Source organism: Gemmatimonadota bacterium, assembly GCA_039715185.1.
In the GTDB taxonomy this organism is placed as follows: domain Bacteria; phylum Gemmatimonadota; class Gemmatimonadetes; order Longimicrobiales; family RSA9; genus DATHRK01.
In genome coordinates, this window is sequence record JBDLIA010000030.1 from 1 (window position 1) to 15,510 (window position 15,510).

Below are 15,510 nucleotides of genomic sequence, written 5' to 3' on the forward strand. Positions count from 1 at the left end.
CTACGTCCGCTACCGCGGCGTACTGTGGATCCCGCCGGACACGCGCTCTCGCATGCAGGCGGGCGAGGCGGTGGGCGCCGCGGACTACTACTTCCGCGTTACGCCGGTCTTCGAGACCGCGGCCGGGGACTACGACTGGCTGAACCGCGTCGTGGCGGTGGGGATAGGCGAGTTCGACCGCGGAGAGGCGCGCTACAGCATGCACGAAATCGTGTAGCCCCGCCCGCCGTCTCAGCCCACTCCGGCGGCCTCCGGGACGTCGAAGTGGGCGACCCGCCTGGGGGCGTCCAGGAGCCAGCGGTCGTCCTCCGGGTAGTACACCGCGATGTCTGGGTTCTCGCCCGCGAACGCCCTGATCGCCTCCATGGAGTCCCACAGGGAGAGGACGCCCACCTCGGCTTCGTCGCCCTCGATGCGTGTCAGCACCAGGGCCAGTCTGTTCCCGGGCACCGCGGCGATTCCGCGGATGCCGGTCTCCTCGACGTAGCGGACGTATTCGTCCACCTCCGCCGCCTTGACTCTGCCCTTCCACCAGCGCGCTATCATATTTCCTCCATCGTGAGCATGACGGCGCCGACCACAGCGGCCGTCGCCAGTACGATCCAGCCCGAGAACGCTCCGTCCCCGGCCGCCACGCCGAGCAGAACCGCGATGATGGGGTTCACGTACGCGTGGCTGCCGATTCTGGCCGGCGTGCTATGGTCGAGGAGCCAGATGTAGGCGGAAAAAGCCACCACGGATCCGAACAGGATCAGGTAGGTGAGCGCGGCCAGCGAGCGGCCGCTGACTGCCCGGGGATCGAAGCCGCTCGGCTCCCCGACGGCGGCGGCGATCACGACGAGGACCGCCCCGGCCGCCAGCAGCTGCATGCCGGCCGACTGGGTGCGGGACTCCGGCAGGGTGGGACTCCGCGCCCAGAACGAGCCCACGGACCATGAGATCGCCGCGAAGAGTATCGCCACCGCTCCCAGGGGATCGACGCCCGCGGCGCCGCCCCGCGGAATTGTCAGGAGCAGCACCCCCGATAGTCCGACACCGATCCCGAGCCACACCCGCCCCGCCGGCGCGGGGCCTCCGCGTCTTGCCCAATCGACCAGCACCATCCACAGCGGGATCGTGGCTACGAGCAGCGCCGCCGGGCCCGACGGCACCCTCGTCTCCGCCCAGCTCAGGACCCCCTGTCCCACCACGAACAGCAGCGAGCCCACGCCGACGGCCGCCAGCCACGCGCGACCCGCCGGGCGTGAAGATCCGCGCCACCGTGACCACCCGTACAGGAGCCCCCCGGCTATCAGGCACCTGACGCCGGTCATCAGGTACGGCGGTATCGTCTCCACGCCGTAGCGGATCGCCAGGTAGGTCGAGCCCCAGATCAGGTAGATGGCGCCGAACGCCGCTACGCTCCGTTCTGGGCCCACGGCTCGGGGCTCTGGAAGGCGCACCGCGGAAGGCGGCGCCGAAGGCAGACTCTGGCTGGGCATCACGGCCGAGAGTTGAAGTAACCAGTAAAATCGTTTACACTGGTTCCATGATACAGTGGTGGTCGTAACCAGTCAATAGGCTATAGATGGTTTCTTCTGAGTCTCCTCGAGGGATGCCCGAGACGATCGGCGGCCTGCAACTGGTGGCCGGGGAACCGGCGCTCGATTTCACCAACACGGTGTCGTGGCGGGGGGCCGAGCAGTGGGAAGACTGGTTGGAAGACTTCGGCGACCTGTTGTGGTGGGGCGTCCGGGCGGGGCTACTGGACCCGGGCGCGGTACGAGCCCGGCTGAAGCGCGTGACCGGCGTCGAAGAGGAGATCTTCCGCCGCGCGATCGCTCTCCGCGAAGCGATCCACGACGTGTTCGGTTCCCTGGCGCGACGATCGCCACCGAGTGACGCCGCGCTCACCCGCCTGAGCGAAGAGTGGACGCGGGCCCAGTCGCGTCGACGACTCGTGGTCGGGGAGGAGGGGTTCGGCTCCCGCATCGTCGCCGAGGAGGCCTCGGAGCTCCTCATCTCCTCGCTCGCCGCGAACGCCGGTGACCTGCTGCTCAGCATGGAGCCCGCGCGCGTCAAGCTATGCGCCGGCCACGAATGCGGCTTCCTGTATGCGGACACGAGCCGCAACCGGAGCCGGCGCTGGTGCGACATGGCCGACTGCGGCAACCGCGCGAAGGTGAGGCGATTTCGTGCGCGTAGCCGAGCCGATTCTGGCTGAGGCGACGCGCACTGACAGGTCCCGCTCCGTACCGCATCACACAATCTCGACAGATCTCTGACGCGCCGAAGATCGACCGAGTCCCCCCATCGGGTACATCGGATGCGAGGCAGGGCTACGACCCCAGGGCGACACCCGCCCCTCATCCTATCGGAGGTTTCATGCGGGCCGAACTCCACGGCGTTTCCCCGCTCGCGGTAGCGGCGCTGCTCGCGAGCGCATCCTTGCAGGCGGCGCCACCCGCGGCCGCGCAGGACTTGGAGTCGCTCGCGCCGGCGCTCGCCTTCCTGGAACCCGAGGCGCGCGACGACGCCACCATCCTGCTGCCCGGGCCGGACGGAGACCGAGTGCTGCGGCAGGGCTCGGGGCTTCACATCTGCCTCGCCGACGAACCCGGAGACGACCGCCTCTCCGTCACGTGCTACCACCGGGCGCTCGACCCCCTATTGGCGCTGGAGCGGAGGCTTCGCCGAGACGGCCTGCGGGGCGATGAGTTCTCCGCGCGCGTGCAGGCCGAGATCGACGCCGGGCGGGTCAGCGTGCCCTCGGGCGCGTACCAGGTATCGGTGTCTGGAGACGACGCGCGGGCGACGGGCCAGCCGGCCGGCCTGACGGTCTACCACCTGGTGTACCTGCCCGGCGCCACGGCGAACGAGGTCGGGCTGAGTGCCGAACGGGAACCCGGTCTCCCCTACCTGCACCACGCCGGCCGATACGACGCGCACGTGATGTGGAGCGAGGCCGCGGCGAGCGCCAGCCATTGAGCGTAGCCTCGACAACGTCCGGCATCCCGGACGGAATGCCTGCCCTTCCCCTCGCCCCGGTCCGCTCGCCTGATTAGTCTTCGCGTGGCGCGCGGCCCCGCACGGGGTCGCGGGCCGCGCGTCCGGCGCAGGCGCCGGAGAGTGCTCTCGAGATAACAGGCCGGCATGGCCCGCATCATAGAAGTCAGTTTCAAGGGCAATCGGAGGGATTACTTCGCCTCCTCGCTGAGCGAAGTCACGCCCCGAGATTACGTCATAGTCGAGGCCGACCGGGGCGAGGACCTGGGGCGGGTCACGGCGACGGGGGCCATCGCCGAGCGGAAGTGCTCGGGCTGCAGTACGGGCTGCGCCGCTCCGGTCCCCGAGTTGCGAGTGCTACGTCTCGCTTCCACGGACGAGTTGGGCCGCTCGCGCACGCTGCGGGCGGATGAGGCGCGCGTTCGGAGCTTGACGCGCGACAAGGTCGAGCGCCACGGCCTCAAGATGAAGGTCACCGAGGCCGAATGGCAGTTCGACCGGAACAAGCTCACCATCTACTTCACCGCGGAGCGACGGGTCGATTTCCGGGAGTTGGTCCGGGACCTCGCGCGCGCGTTCCGTACGCGCATTGAGCTCAAGCAGATCGGCGTGCGGGACGAGGCCGCGCTTTTGGGCGGCGTCGGCCGCTGCGGTCGCGAGCTTTGTTGCTCCACGTGGCTGCGCGAATTGAAGCCGGTAAGCTTGCAGCTCGCCAAGGACCAGCGTCTGTCGCTGAACCCAGCGCAGATCTCGGGGTGCTGCGGCCGCCTGATGTGCTGCCTCACCTACGAGCACGACGCCTACGTCGAGGCTCGCCGCCGCTTCCCACGGGAGGGCAAGACGCTGCGCACCTCGCGCGGCGAGGAGCGCGTGCTCAGCGTCGACATCTGGGGCGAGCGCATCCAGCTTCGAGCCGCGGACGGAACGCACCGGATCGCGACCCTGGAGGAACTCCGCGGAGACGTCGCGTCGACGGAGGACGGCGGGGCCCAAGGTTCATGAGCCGAACCGGCACCTACTACGTCACGACGGCGATCGACTACGCCAACGGCTTACCCCACCTCGGCCACGCGCTGGAGAAGATCGGCGCGGACGCCATCGCTCGCTATCACCGGCTCAAAGGCGAAGAAGTGCACTTCGTCATGGGCATGGACGAGCACGGCCAGAACATCATCCAGAGCGCGGAGCGCGCGGGGCTCGAACCTCAGGAATGGGTCGACCGGATAGCCGAGGCCTTCCGGGCCGCATGGGAGGCGCTCCTCATCAGCCACGACGACTTCATTCGCACCACCGAAGCCCGGCACCACCGCGCAGTTCAGGATGTGATCCGCCGCATCGACGCGGCCGGCGACCTGTACCGTGGCACGTACGAGGGCTGGTACTGCATCCGCTGCGAGGCCTTCAAGTCCGAGGATGATCTGGAAGGCGAGGGCGATGGACTGCGGTGTCCGCTCCACCCGTCGCGGCAGATCCAGTGGACGGTCGAGGAGAACTGGTTCTTCCGCCTGTCGGCTTACCGGGACCCGCTCCTGGCTCTCCTGGACGAGCGGCCGGAGTTCATCCAGCCCGAGATTCGGCGCAACGAAATCCGGCGAGTCCTCGAGGGCGGGCTACAGGATCTGTCCGTATCGCGCGCGATCTCATGGGGTGTCCCGTGGCCCGACAGCGAAGGCGAAACCGCCTACGTGTGGATCGATGCGCTGATCAATTACCTGGCCGCGACCGGCTATCCGGAGTCCGGATACGAGCGCTACTGGCCCGCGGACCTGCACGTCATCGGCAAGGACATCACCCGGTTCCACTGCGTCTACTGGCCCGCGTTCCTGATGAGCGCCCAGATCGCGCTTCCCAAAACCGTGTGGGCGCACGGATTCGTCGGCTACGGAGGGCGCCGACTGTCCAAGTCGGAAGGCGTGAGCTTCGACCTGGACGAGGCCATCGAACGCCACGGACCCGAAGCCCTTCGGTATTACCTGCTGCGTGAGGTCCCCTGGGACTCGGACGGAGACATCACTCGTGAGCGCTTCGACGAGCGCTACACCGCGGAGCTGGCCAACGACGTCGGCAACCTGGTCAACCGCGCGCTGTCGATGGTGGAGCGGTACCGGGCGGGTGTCGTCCCCGGCGCCGGACCGACAGAGTTGGACGAGCGCGCCGCCGAGCTGCTCGAAGATTACGTCGCGGCGATGGACGCGCACCTGCTCCACGAGGGCCTGCAGGCGGCGTTCGACCTGGCGTCCGCCGCCAACGGATTCGTCACCGCGCGGGAGCCGTGGGCGCTGGCCAAGGATACGGAACGCGCCGACGACCTGGACGCGGTGCTTCGTTCGCTCGTGCACACACTCGCCACGCTGAGCACCATGCTCGCCCCGTACCTGCCCCTCAAGATGGCCTCCTTGGCGAATCGCCTCGGCTTGCCCGCCGTGCCGCTCGTTGGCGACCTGGGAAGGCTGGATCTGGCGGGCAAAAAGGTCGAGCGCGGTGACATTTTGTTTCCGCGGCCGGAGTGAACGCCGGGGTAGAAGGAACGCACGCAACGCCGCGCGGCACTTTGACATGCGCGAGTCTGACTGCCGTGGCCAGGAACTTGACCTATCCAGACCGCACCAGTACAATCCGGGCGCTTTTCCACAGAGTAGCTCGCAGGTTTTCGCTGGTTCCGGGCGCTGAGGCCCGGGGCCGATTACACAGGCCAGGCGGACAGGTATGTCGGCACGACGCCACTGGACATTGATGATCGTGCCGGATGGAGACACGGAGGCGCGGCAGCTGCGCGTCTCACGCGGCTTCATTCGGCTGGTCCTGGGGGCGGCCGCCCTCGTCCTGGGCGTAATGGCCATGTTGTCGGCCGGGTTTCTCGTCAAGGAATCTCAGCGGTCCAAGGCGGTGCGCCTCGCCAGCGAAAACGCCCTCCTGGAAAACCAGATGGACCAGCTTCGGGGTCGCATGACGGAGCTGGAGGGTGAGCTCGGCGGCTTGTGGGGTCAGGACGAACAGTACCGGCTCCTGGCCGGGTTGGAGCCGCTCGATGAGGGCGTTCGCCGCGCCGGGATCGGCGGTCCGGGATCGGATCGTTCGTCCCCGGCCGACCTGGAGCGACTGAACCCGCGCATGGGTCGGCTGGCGCGCACCGCGAAGACCAACGTCTCGACGATGGTACGCAGGGCACAATTGCTCTCGTCCAGTTGGGACGAAGCGTCCAGGGCCCTGTCCGCCACGCATGAGCGCATGCGCGCGACCCCGTCGATCTTGCCCACGGATGGGCGCATCTCCAGCGTGTTCAGCCACAGTCGACTGCACCCCATTCTGGACGTCGCCCGCCCCCACAGGGGCGTGGACGTCACCGCGCCGATGGGGACGCCCATCATCTCCACCGCGGCGGGCCGGGTTACCTTCGTGGGCCGGCAGGGTGGCTACGGCAACATGGTCGAAGTGGACCATGGCTACGGCGTTCGCACGCGTTACGCCCACGCCTCCAAGCTGCTCGTGCGCCGCGGCCAGAAGGTGGAGCGGGGCGAGACGATCGCCGAGGTGGGCAGCACCGGGTTGTCGGCTGCGCCGCACGTGCATTACGAGGTCTGGGTCAGCGGCCGGGCGATCGACCCGAGGCGCTACATCCTCGAACTCGATGTCCTGCCGGATTGAGAATCCCGATACTTGAATATCGATGACCGCCGCCTCGTTGCTTGAAAACGCAACGAGGCGGTTCTAGCTTCCACAGCTTGCGACGCGCACTGCCACGAACAGCGCCTCTTCAGGATCGGAGAGAGCCCGAAAAATGAAGCGAACAACTCTTGGAGTCCTCCTGCTGGCCACGGCCTGCGGGAGCACGGAGTTCTCCGTCGACGCTCGTCTCGCGAACGCGGACGGCGAACCGACCGCCATCGGCAACCTGGAAATCCAGCTGCTCCCCTACGACCGCGACGCCATCTTCGCGGAGTTCGAGGCCATGGCTTCGGCCCCGGAGCCGGCGGTGCCGGATTCGGTCTTGCGGCTGCAGCAGGCCATGGCGTCGGCGCAGGACGAGTGGCAGCAGGCCGAATCCCGCTGGAACATCGTGCGGGACAGTCTTAAGACGCTTTCGGAACGCCTCGCCAACATGAACCGTACCTCGGGAGAGTATCGCGTCGCCTTCAATGCGTTCGGTGATTTGGAGGGTCAGGAGCAACGCCTGGATCGGCAGTCCAAGCAGGCGTTCGACCGCTTCTCGGATCTCCAGACACAGGTTACAGCCGCCACCGACGAGATTCGGGTGCGACGCGCGCAGTGGGCCGACGAAGCGTTCGTTGGCGTCGATTCGGCGATCGGCGTAGCGCTCGAACAGGCCGGGCGCGAGGAGATGTACGATACCACGACCGCGACCGGGGCGGTGATGTTCGTTCCGGCGGCGGGCAGTTGGTGGGTGCACGCTCGCCACGAGTTGCCGTTCGAGGAGCTTTACTGGAACGTTCCCGCCGAGGTTGCCGGCGGCGATTCGTCGGGCGTGGTACTGAATCGCGACAACGCGCAGGTACGGCCCAAGCTGTAACGACGCCTCCCAGCCGCGCCGCGCCGAGGTCTACTCCGGCGCGGCCGACTCGGCCGGCACGGGCCGTGCGTTCCGTCGACGCACGGCCCGTTCGTTTCTCTCGTAGGCCTTGTACCTCGACTTCGAACATGACCTCACCCGACCGGGACACAATGCGGCTCGAGCTGGACGACGGCATCGCCTGGCTCGTTTTCGAGCGGCCTGACGCCAAGGTCAACCTGCTGACCGAGGCCGTGCTGGGTCGGCTGGACGAGCTACTGGGGGACATCGAGCGCCACGCCGCGGCGCGTACGGTGGGCGCGGTGGTGGTGCGGAGCGGCAAGCCGGGCACTTTCATCGCGGGCGCCGACGTGGACGCCATCAAGGCGGTGGAGGATCCTGCGATCGGGGCCGGGCTCGCCGCCGCGGGCCAGGCGATCTTCACCCGGCTGGAGGGCCTGCCGGTACCCACAGTCGTCGCCATCGACGGAGCCTGCATGGGTGGCGGAACCGAACTCGCGCTGGCCTGCACTTACCGCATCGCCAGCGACTCGGAGCGCACCAAGATCGCGCTGCCCGAGGTGCGGCTGGGTATCCTTCCCGGGTTCGGCGGTACCACCCGACTACCGCGCCTGGTGGGCCTCCGGGCGGCGCTGGACATGATCCTCACCGGCAAGAACGTGCGCCCCGCCAAGGCCCGACGGATCGGCCTGGTCGACGAGGTCGTCTCCGCGGCGATACTCCATACGCGCGCGGCCGAAGTCGCGCGTGCGTTCGCCGATGGTGACGCCCCACCGGCACGGCCGAGCCGCGGATTGGCGGCGCGCCTGCTGGAGGACACCGCGCCGGGCCGACGCCTGATCCTGCGCGAGGCTCGCAAGCGGGTTCTGAAGGAATCGGGCGGCCACTACCCCGCGCCGCTCAAGATCCTGGACACCATCCGCCGCACCCTCCCCCTCCCGCTCGACCGGGCTTTCGAAATCGAGGCGCGCGCCCTGGGCGAGCTCGTGGCCACGCCGGTCTCCAAGAATCTGATCCACGTGTTTCGGCTGTTCGAGGGGGCGAAGAAGGGAGCGCCTGCCGGCGACCCGATCGAAGTGGAGCGGATCGGCGTATTGGGCGCCGGCGTCATGGGGGGCGGGATCGCGCACCTGGCAGCATCGCGCGGCGTCGAGGTCAGGATGAAGGACATCGACGAAGGGGGCCTGGCGGCGGGCCTGCGAGCCGCCCGGGAAAGGGTGGACCGGACGCTGCAGCGACGCCGCCTGGACCGTCGGGAGGCGGAGGCGATCATGGGGCGCATTTCTCCGACGCTGACCTACGACGGGTTCGGCTCCCTCGACCTCGTGGTGGAGGCCGTCGTGGAAAGGATGGACGTGAAGAAGTCCGTCCTGAGAGAGACGGAGGAGGAGACCCCGAACCGAGCCGTGCTCTGTTCCAACACCTCCACGTTGTCCATCACCGAGATGCAGTCGGCGCTGCGCGATCCCAAGAGGTTCTGCGGCCTGCATTTCTTCAACCCGGTTCATCGCATGCCGCTGGTGGAGGTGATCCGTGGGGAGGCGACGTCCGCTGAGGCGCTCGCGACCGCTTTCTCCTTCGCGCTCCGCCTCGGCAAGACCCCGGTCGTGGTGGGCGACGGACCAGGATTTCTGGTCAATCGGGTCCTCGGCCCGTACCTGAACGAGGCCGGGTGGCTCCTGGAGGATGGCGCCTCCGTCGACGCCGTCGACGCGGTTCTGAAGAGCTTCGCAATGCCCATGGGTCCGTTTCGGCTCCTGGACGAAATCGGCCTGGACGTAGCACGCCACGCGGGCGCGGTGCTGCACGACGCGTTCGGCCCGCGCATGGCCCCTTCTCCGGTCATGACGGCGTTGGCGGGCAGCGACCGCTTGGGGCGCAAGGGCGGGAGCGGGTTCTACCGCTACGTCGACGGCAAGGACGCCGGCGTGGACGAGTCCGTCTACGCCGAGCTCACCGGCCGGCCGCCGCCGGCAGGCAACGCCGTCCCGGAGCAGGAAATCCTCGATCGCTGCCTGTTGACCATGGTCAACGAGGCGGCCCGCGTACTGGAAGACGGGGTCGCGCGCTCCGCCGCCGACGTCGATCTGGCGATGATCGCGGGTACCGGGTTTCCGCCTTTCCGAGGCGGCCTGCTCAGGTGGGCAGACGCAAAGGGGAGCGAGGATAATCTGCGGCGCCTGGAGGAACTCGCCGCTTTACACGGCGAGCGCTTCGAGCCGGCGGAGTCGCTCCTGGCGGCCGGCGAATCCGGTCGCGGCTTCTACGCCGCGGACCGATGAGGATCAGCCCGAGCGGGCGCGGGGCCGGCGGTGAATCACTGGCGAGCACCCCTACTCGCACACTTATCACGATCGGACTGGCCTGCGCGGCGATAGCTGTATGCGCGCCCCAGGTGGCGGGTCAGTCTCAGCGCGATCTCCGTGAGGTCGGCTGGCAACCGACGGACGCACAGGCCCAATTCTGCTGGTGGACGCCCAAGGAAATCCCGGCCGCGTCGGTCGTCGTGGATTCGATCACCGCCCTCGAGGCGGCCCGACAGGTGCCCGGCTTCGAGGGCCAAGCCGCACGCTACGTGCTGTCGGTGCAGTACGATACGGCGGGCGCGGTGACGGACGTATACTCCGTCGACTCGACGCTAGCGCCTGAGCGCGAGGTCGAGTTGATGGACGCGATATACGCCAACCTGAGAACCGATGTGGAAGACATCCGTGGTGTTCGTGTCGGGATGTTCGGGGGGCCGAACCCGGAACTGGCGGTTGGTCCGATCCATGAATGCAGGCCGCTGCTCCTGAACCGGGATCTCGTCCTTCGAATGCTGACGCGAGACGTTGAGAAAGCCAACCTCCGCGGTGCCGCCGAGTTGTGGATTCGCGTGGCGGCGAATGGTCTCCCGTTGGAATGGCGGTTCGCCAAGCACAGTGGCAGTCAAGGCATGGACGCGGCCGCTTACAACGCGGTGGTACGAATGCGCTTCCTGCCGGCGCGGATCGACGGCGTTCCGAGAGCGGTATGGGTTTCCATCCCGATCGGAACGTCCGGGTAAGGAAGACGCCCCACCGGCGCGCTGAGGCCGATGGGGCGCAAGAACTTTGAGCTGACCCCTGCCTGCTACACCCCGAACCCGGCCTCCTCCAGCTCGTGCGCGGCGTGGCCCTGCTCGTGGCTCACGACCTTGCCGTCGAACAGATGGATCGCGCGCTCGGCCGACTCCGCGTATCTCGGGTCGTGGGTGACCATGCAGATCGTGGAACCCGTGCCATGGAGCTCGTGGAGCAGCCCCATCACGGACTCCCCGTTGCTGGAGTCGAGGTTTCCGGTGGGCTCGTCGGCCAGCAGGATGAGCGGATCACCGGCGATGGCCCGAGCGACCGCCACGCGCTGCTGCTGGCCGCCGGAGAGCTGAGACGGAAAGTGCTTGAGCCGGTGCGCCATGTCGACGCGCTCCAGGGCGGCGTGCACGCGTTCCTTGCGCTCGGCCGCGCTCACGCCTCGGTAGCTGAGCGGCAGCTCGACGTTCTCGTACACCGTGAGGTCGCCGATCAGGTTGAAGGCCTGGAAGATGAAGCCGATCTCACGATTGCGAATCTGCGCCCTTTCCGCGGCGGTCAGATTGGCCACCGAGCGGCCGTCCAGCAGGTAGTCCCCGCTGGAGGGGGTATCGAGCAACCCCAGGATCGAGAGCAGCGTTGTCTTGCCGCACCCGGAAGGACCCGCCACCGCCACGAACTCACCGGGCGCGATGGAGATGTTCACCTCGCTGAGGGCGTGCGTCTCCAGATCCTCCGTCAGGAATACCTTGCCGGTGTTCCTGAGCTCGATCCGCGCTTGGCCGGACTGAATCATCGATCCATCTCGTTGTTTGAAGTATTCCTCTAACGCAACCGCACGCGGTCCGCGCTCTCCCAGTTGGACATGTCGGAGAGGATTACCACGTCGCCGTCGCTCAAACCTTCCAGGACCTGCACCTCGTTGACCGACCCCGCGCCGAGTCGAACCAGCACGCGTGTGGCCTCGTCGCCGTCCGCACCGACGACGAACAGCCCGACGGTGCTGTTGGACTGGCCGAAGGCCGGCCGGCCCATGTAGACGACGTCCTCGAGCCTGTCGATCTGAATCGTGCCCTCGACGCTCAGATCGGGCCGTGCACCGCGCGGCAGCTCACCCTCGAGCGCCACGTCCATGGTCACGGTGCCGTTCTGCACGGCGGGGTTCACTCGCACCACGCGTCCCTGCACCAGGCCGTTGCGGGTATCGATGACGGCGGGCAATCCCACCACCACCTCGGTCGCCTGCGTCTCGGCAATGCGCAGCTCCGCCTTCAGGCGTCCCGGCTGTACGACTCGCGCCAGGAGCATTCCGGGGGTCACCCACTGGCCCTCCTCCAGGGGGAGCTCCTGCAGAACGCCGGAGACGCCGGCGGTGACCCGCATCGACTCCACCAGCCCGCGCTGGAAGGCGACGATCTCGCGCAGCCGATTCACCTGCGAGCCCTGCGCCTCCACCTGCGGCTGCTGGGAGCGCCTCAGCGACTCCAGCCGCTTGCGCTCGATCTCCAGCCGTTCGGCCAGCTCCTCCGCGCTGTCACGCGAGCGCTGCAACTCCATCTTGGCGATGAGCTGCTGCGCCGCCAGCGCCTCGTTGGCCTCCACCTGGCGCTGCGCTTCGCGGTACATGGACCTCGTCTGGGCGACGATGGCCTCCTGATTCAACGCCTGGTTTTCGAGCGTCGAACGGAGGCTGACGTACTGGGCCTGCGCCGCCGTCAACTGGCGTTGGGCCTCGAGTAGCTCGCGCTGCACCTCTGCGTTGCTCAACTCGAGGATCACGGTCTCCGGCGTGACCTCGGTCCCCGGCTGCATGTGACGCTTCTCCACCCGCCCCGCGGTCACGGCGGGGATGAGGCGAATCTGCTCGGGGACCAGCGTTCCCGGCCCTCGGACCTCGCGCAGCATGGTCCCGCGCTCGACGGTGTCCGTCCAGATCGTCGCGCGGTCCACCACCGGCGCGGATGGGTCGAGTCGGGTCAACCCCAGCGTGGCGAGCGCCACGCCACCTACGGCGATGCCGCCGTACAGGTAGCGCTTCTTGCTCTTCTTCTGCTCGCGCTGAATGTCCACGTGTCGCCCCGTCCTACTGCCTGTCCGGGTAACCTCCCGTACTGATCCGGCGGCTCACCCTGTCGGGGCCCGCCGGCGCTTGGACCCTTCGGGATAGGCCCGCGAAAGTTTCACCCGCCGCGCTGCCCAGGCCGGCGACGGCGCCCTACTCCGCCCGCAGCGCCTCCATCGGGTCGGTTGCCGCGGCTCGACGCGCCGGCAGGTAGCCGGCAAGCATGCCGGTGCCGACCAGCAACCCCGCCAGTGCCACGAAGGTGAGTGGGTCGTTGGGCGGCACCCCGTACAGCAGACTCGACGCGAAACGTGTGAGAACGAGCGCCGCCAGCACACCGAGCGCGACGCCGGCCAGGGCGAGTTTCGCCGCCCTGCCGAGCACCAGCCGGACGATGTCCCCGCGACCGGCTCCCAGCGCCAGGCGTATGCCGAACTCGCCCGTTCGGCGCGCGGTGGCGTAGGCCATCAACCCGTAGATGCCGATCAACGCCAGCACCAGGGCCACGATGGAAAAGGCCAGGATCAGCGCGAGATTGAATCGCCGAGCGGCGACGCTCGTGGCGATCATCTCTTCCGATGTGGCGGCGTGATAGATGGACTGGCTGGGCGCCTGAGCCCACACCGCCTCACGCATCCCGTTCACGAGGGCCGTCGCGCCGCCCGGGGCGCTGGCCCGCGCAACCCACGTAACGGAACCCGTGCCGTTCCAGGCGTGCGGGAAGTAGATCTCCGCGCGCGGATCGGTATCGTACCCGTACGGTCGCACGTCGCCGACCACGCCAACGATCTCGACCTCCGGGGCGCCTTCTCGCATGCTATGGATGCGCTGGCCGACGGGGTTCTCCCCCGGCCAGTGGCGGCGCGCTACGGTCTCGCTGACGATCGCCACGGGCCGACCGGAGGGAGCGCGGGCCGTGCCGTCCCCGGTGGCGGCCTCCGCGGTCGTCCAAGCGGCACGGTCGAAGTCGTCGAAGTCCCGCCCCTGCAGGATCGGAATCCCCATCGCCTCGAAGTACCCGGGCGTAATCGTGGTGCCCTGCGCGGAAGGCGGCTCCGAACCCGCCGGATTCGGCCGGCCCACGACGCCGAAGTTGAAGCGCTGGTCGATCTGCTCGGGGTGGAACGGGAAGGCGGACACCATGGCCGCGTGATCCACGCCCGGAAGACCGCTGATTCTCTCGGACACCGACCGGACGAACGAGACCCGTTCGGCGGCGGACTCCGTCACGTCGTGGATGAACGCCTGCACCGTCGCGAGGCCCGCGGGTTCGAAGCCGATGTCGTTGTCGAGCAGACGCAGGAAGCTGCGCGTGAGCAACCCGGCCCCGATCAGCAAGACCAGCGCGAGCGCTACCTGGGCCACGACGAGCGCGTTCTGCGCGCGCCCTCTTCCGGGTCCGCCGGTGCTACCTCGTGAGCCGTCGCCGATCGTGGCCGCCAGGTCGGGCCGGGCGAAGCGCAACGCCGGCAGCAGGCCGGCGAAGGCGGTGACCAGCGCTGACAATCCCAGCGCGAACAGCGCCACGCCGCCGTCCACCTGGAGGCTGCCCACGCGCGGCAGAGATCCGGCGGCCACAGCCGCGAAAAGGTCGACCGCCACCCAAGCCAGCCCGAGGCCGAGGCCGGCGCCTACGGCGATAAGAAGCGCGCTTTCGGCCAGGATCTGCCGCACGAGTCGCCCGCGGGCCGCCCCTACCGCGCCCCGGATGGCGAATTCCCGTTCGCGCGCCGTTGCTCGCGCCAGGACCAGGCTCGCCACGTTGGCCGCCGCGAGAACAAGCAGTACTCCCACCACGCCGGCGAGCAGCGTGAGCAACCGTCCCGCCTCTCCGAGCAACTCGTCGCGAAGGGGAATCGCGCGCACGCCGAGGTTGGCGTTGGTGGCCGGGAGCTCGTCCCCGATCAGTGCCGCGACGCGATTCAGATCGGCCTGCGCCCGCTCCATGCTCGCGCCATCGCGCAGCAGTCCGACCGCGGGAATCCAGTTGCCTGACCTCGTGCGGATGTCCCCGGGCCGCTGCGGCCGGGGATACCAGAACTCCTTCGAACTCTCCGGCCAGCCCCCGTCACCGACGATCATGGCCGGATACGAGAAACCCGGGGGCAACACCCCCACGATCGTGCGCGGCGTGCCGTCCACGACGACCGCGGTACCGACGACATCGGGGTCGGCCGAGAAGCGTTCGAGCCACGATGCGTGTGAAACCATCAGCGCGCTTTGAAGGGAGTCGCGGTACTCCTCCGGGACGAACGCACGGCCCAGGAAGGGCCGAACCCCGAAGACCTCGAAGTAGCCCTCGGAGACCGCCCACGCGGGGACGGCCACGGGTCGCCCGTCCACCATGACGTCGCCGCCCCATGGCTCGGCCATGGCGATCCGCTCGAGCGCCTGGCTGCGCTCGATCCAGTCCAGCACGTTTCCCGGTGACGCCTGCAGGTGGTTCTCGCCGGTCGTCGCGTTCGTCTCCCACAGCGTCACCACGCGCTCCGCGTTCGGATACGGTAGCGGGTCGAGGAGTACGCCGCGGACCGCGGTATAGACGAACGTGGCGGCCCCGATCCCGATGGCGAGGGCGAGGACCGCGACGACGCCATAGGCCGGGTCTCGCAGCAAGGAACGGACGCCGACCCGGACATCTCGGTACAGGTCCTCCGCCCAGCGCGTGGGGCGCGCGTCCCTCGACTCCTCCGCGAATTTGTCGATGCCGCCGAACTGGCGGAGGGCCTCGCGCCGCGCTTCCTCCGCGGACATCCCCGCGCTCACGTACTCTTCCGCCTCACGCTCGATGTGGAACCGGATCTCGTCCGTCAGGTGGCGTTCCTCGTCCCTGGGGCGGAGCCAGCTGAGCCAGCGGCGCAGGTCGTCGCGAAGGTCTCCCATGC

Annotated in this window: 14 protein-coding genes; 9 read left to right on the forward strand and 5 right to left on the reverse strand. The window is 68.4% G+C overall.

From position 1 onward, the window contains the following. Positions 1-217: DUF3237 family protein (locus ABFS34_07480; GenBank protein MEN8375274.1), on the forward strand; the 217-nt coding region annotated here is incomplete at its 5' end. A 14-nt stretch (positions 218-231) separates the two neighbouring features. On the opposite strand, the gene ABFS34_07485 is transcribed toward ABFS34_07480, so the two are convergent. Further along, positions 232-546 (reverse strand): hypothetical protein, encoded by a 315-nt coding sequence (locus ABFS34_07485; protein ID MEN8375275.1) that lies wholly within the window; start codon positions 544-546, stop codon positions 232-234. Continuing rightward, positions 543-1,418, reverse strand: coding sequence for an EamA family transporter (locus ABFS34_07490; GenBank protein ID MEN8375276.1), 876 nt, complete (start codon positions 1,416-1,418; stop codon positions 543-545). The genes ABFS34_07485 and ABFS34_07490 overlap by 4 nt, the downstream gene beginning before the upstream one ends. A gap of 176 nt (positions 1,419-1,594) precedes the next feature. Between ABFS34_07490 and ABFS34_07495 the strand changes: the two genes are divergently transcribed. The 8 genes from ABFS34_07495 to ABFS34_07530 all read left to right on the forward strand — a co-directional run bounded on the left by ABFS34_07495 (position 1,595) and on the right by ABFS34_07530 (position 10,559). Beyond that, entirely contained in the window at positions 1,595-2,203 is a 609-nt protein-coding gene (locus ABFS34_07495) for an ABATE domain-containing protein (GenBank protein MEN8375277.1), read from the forward strand. A 161-nt stretch (positions 2,204-2,364) separates the two neighbouring features. Further along, positions 2,365-2,967: a hypothetical protein gene (locus tag ABFS34_07500; protein ID MEN8375278.1), complete on the forward strand. Its 603-nt coding sequence runs from the start codon at positions 2,365-2,367 to the stop codon at positions 2,965-2,967. A 165-nt stretch (positions 2,968-3,132) separates the two neighbouring features. Next, entirely contained in the window at positions 3,133-3,987 is an 855-nt protein-coding gene (ricT, locus tag ABFS34_07505; GenBank protein ID MEN8375279.1) for a regulatory iron-sulfur-containing complex subunit RicT, read from the forward strand. Next, positions 3,984-5,495: a methionine--tRNA ligase gene (gene metG, locus ABFS34_07510; GenBank protein MEN8375280.1), complete on the forward strand. Its 1,512-nt coding sequence runs from the start codon at positions 3,984-3,986 to the stop codon at positions 5,493-5,495. The genes ricT and metG overlap by 4 nt, the downstream gene beginning before the upstream one ends. 196 nt (positions 5,496-5,691) lie before the next feature. Next, the gene (locus tag ABFS34_07515; protein ID MEN8375281.1) at positions 5,692-6,630 is read left to right on the forward strand and encodes a M23 family metallopeptidase; all 939 of its coding nucleotides are present in this window, start codon (positions 5,692-5,694) and stop codon (positions 6,628-6,630) included. Positions 6,631-6,763: 133 nt separating this feature from the next. Further along, positions 6,764-7,513: a hypothetical protein gene (locus ABFS34_07520; GenBank protein MEN8375282.1), complete on the forward strand. Its 750-nt coding sequence runs from the start codon at positions 6,764-6,766 to the stop codon at positions 7,511-7,513. A gap of 128 nt (positions 7,514-7,641) precedes the next feature. Beyond that, positions 7,642-9,795: a 3-hydroxyacyl-CoA dehydrogenase NAD-binding domain-containing protein gene (locus tag ABFS34_07525; GenBank protein ID MEN8375283.1), complete on the forward strand. Its 2,154-nt coding sequence runs from the start codon at positions 7,642-7,644 to the stop codon at positions 9,793-9,795. Between the two features lie 260 nt (positions 9,796-10,055). Beyond that, complete coding sequence (locus ABFS34_07530) at positions 10,056-10,559, forward strand: energy transducer TonB (protein ID MEN8375284.1); 504 nt, start codon at positions 10,056-10,058, stop codon at positions 10,557-10,559. A 65-nt stretch (positions 10,560-10,624) separates the two neighbouring features. Here ABFS34_07530 and ABFS34_07535 read toward each other — a convergent pair whose 3' ends face one another. The 3 genes from ABFS34_07535 to ABFS34_07545 all read right to left on the reverse strand — a co-directional run bounded on the left by ABFS34_07535 (position 10,625) and on the right by ABFS34_07545 (position 15,508). Continuing rightward, positions 10,625-11,359 (reverse strand): ABC transporter ATP-binding protein, encoded by a 735-nt coding sequence (locus tag ABFS34_07535; GenBank protein MEN8375285.1) that lies wholly within the window; start codon positions 11,357-11,359, stop codon positions 10,625-10,627. Between the two features lie 29 nt (positions 11,360-11,388). Further along, a complete protein-coding gene (locus tag ABFS34_07540; GenBank protein ID MEN8375286.1) occupies positions 11,389-12,633 on the reverse strand; it encodes an HlyD family efflux transporter periplasmic adaptor subunit in 1,245 nt (414 codons plus the stop codon). 145 nt (positions 12,634-12,778) lie between these two features. Next, a complete protein-coding gene (locus ABFS34_07545; GenBank protein MEN8375287.1) occupies positions 12,779-15,508 on the reverse strand; it encodes an ABC transporter permease in 2,730 nt (909 codons plus the stop codon). Between the last annotated feature and the right edge of the window lie 2 nt (positions 15,509-15,510).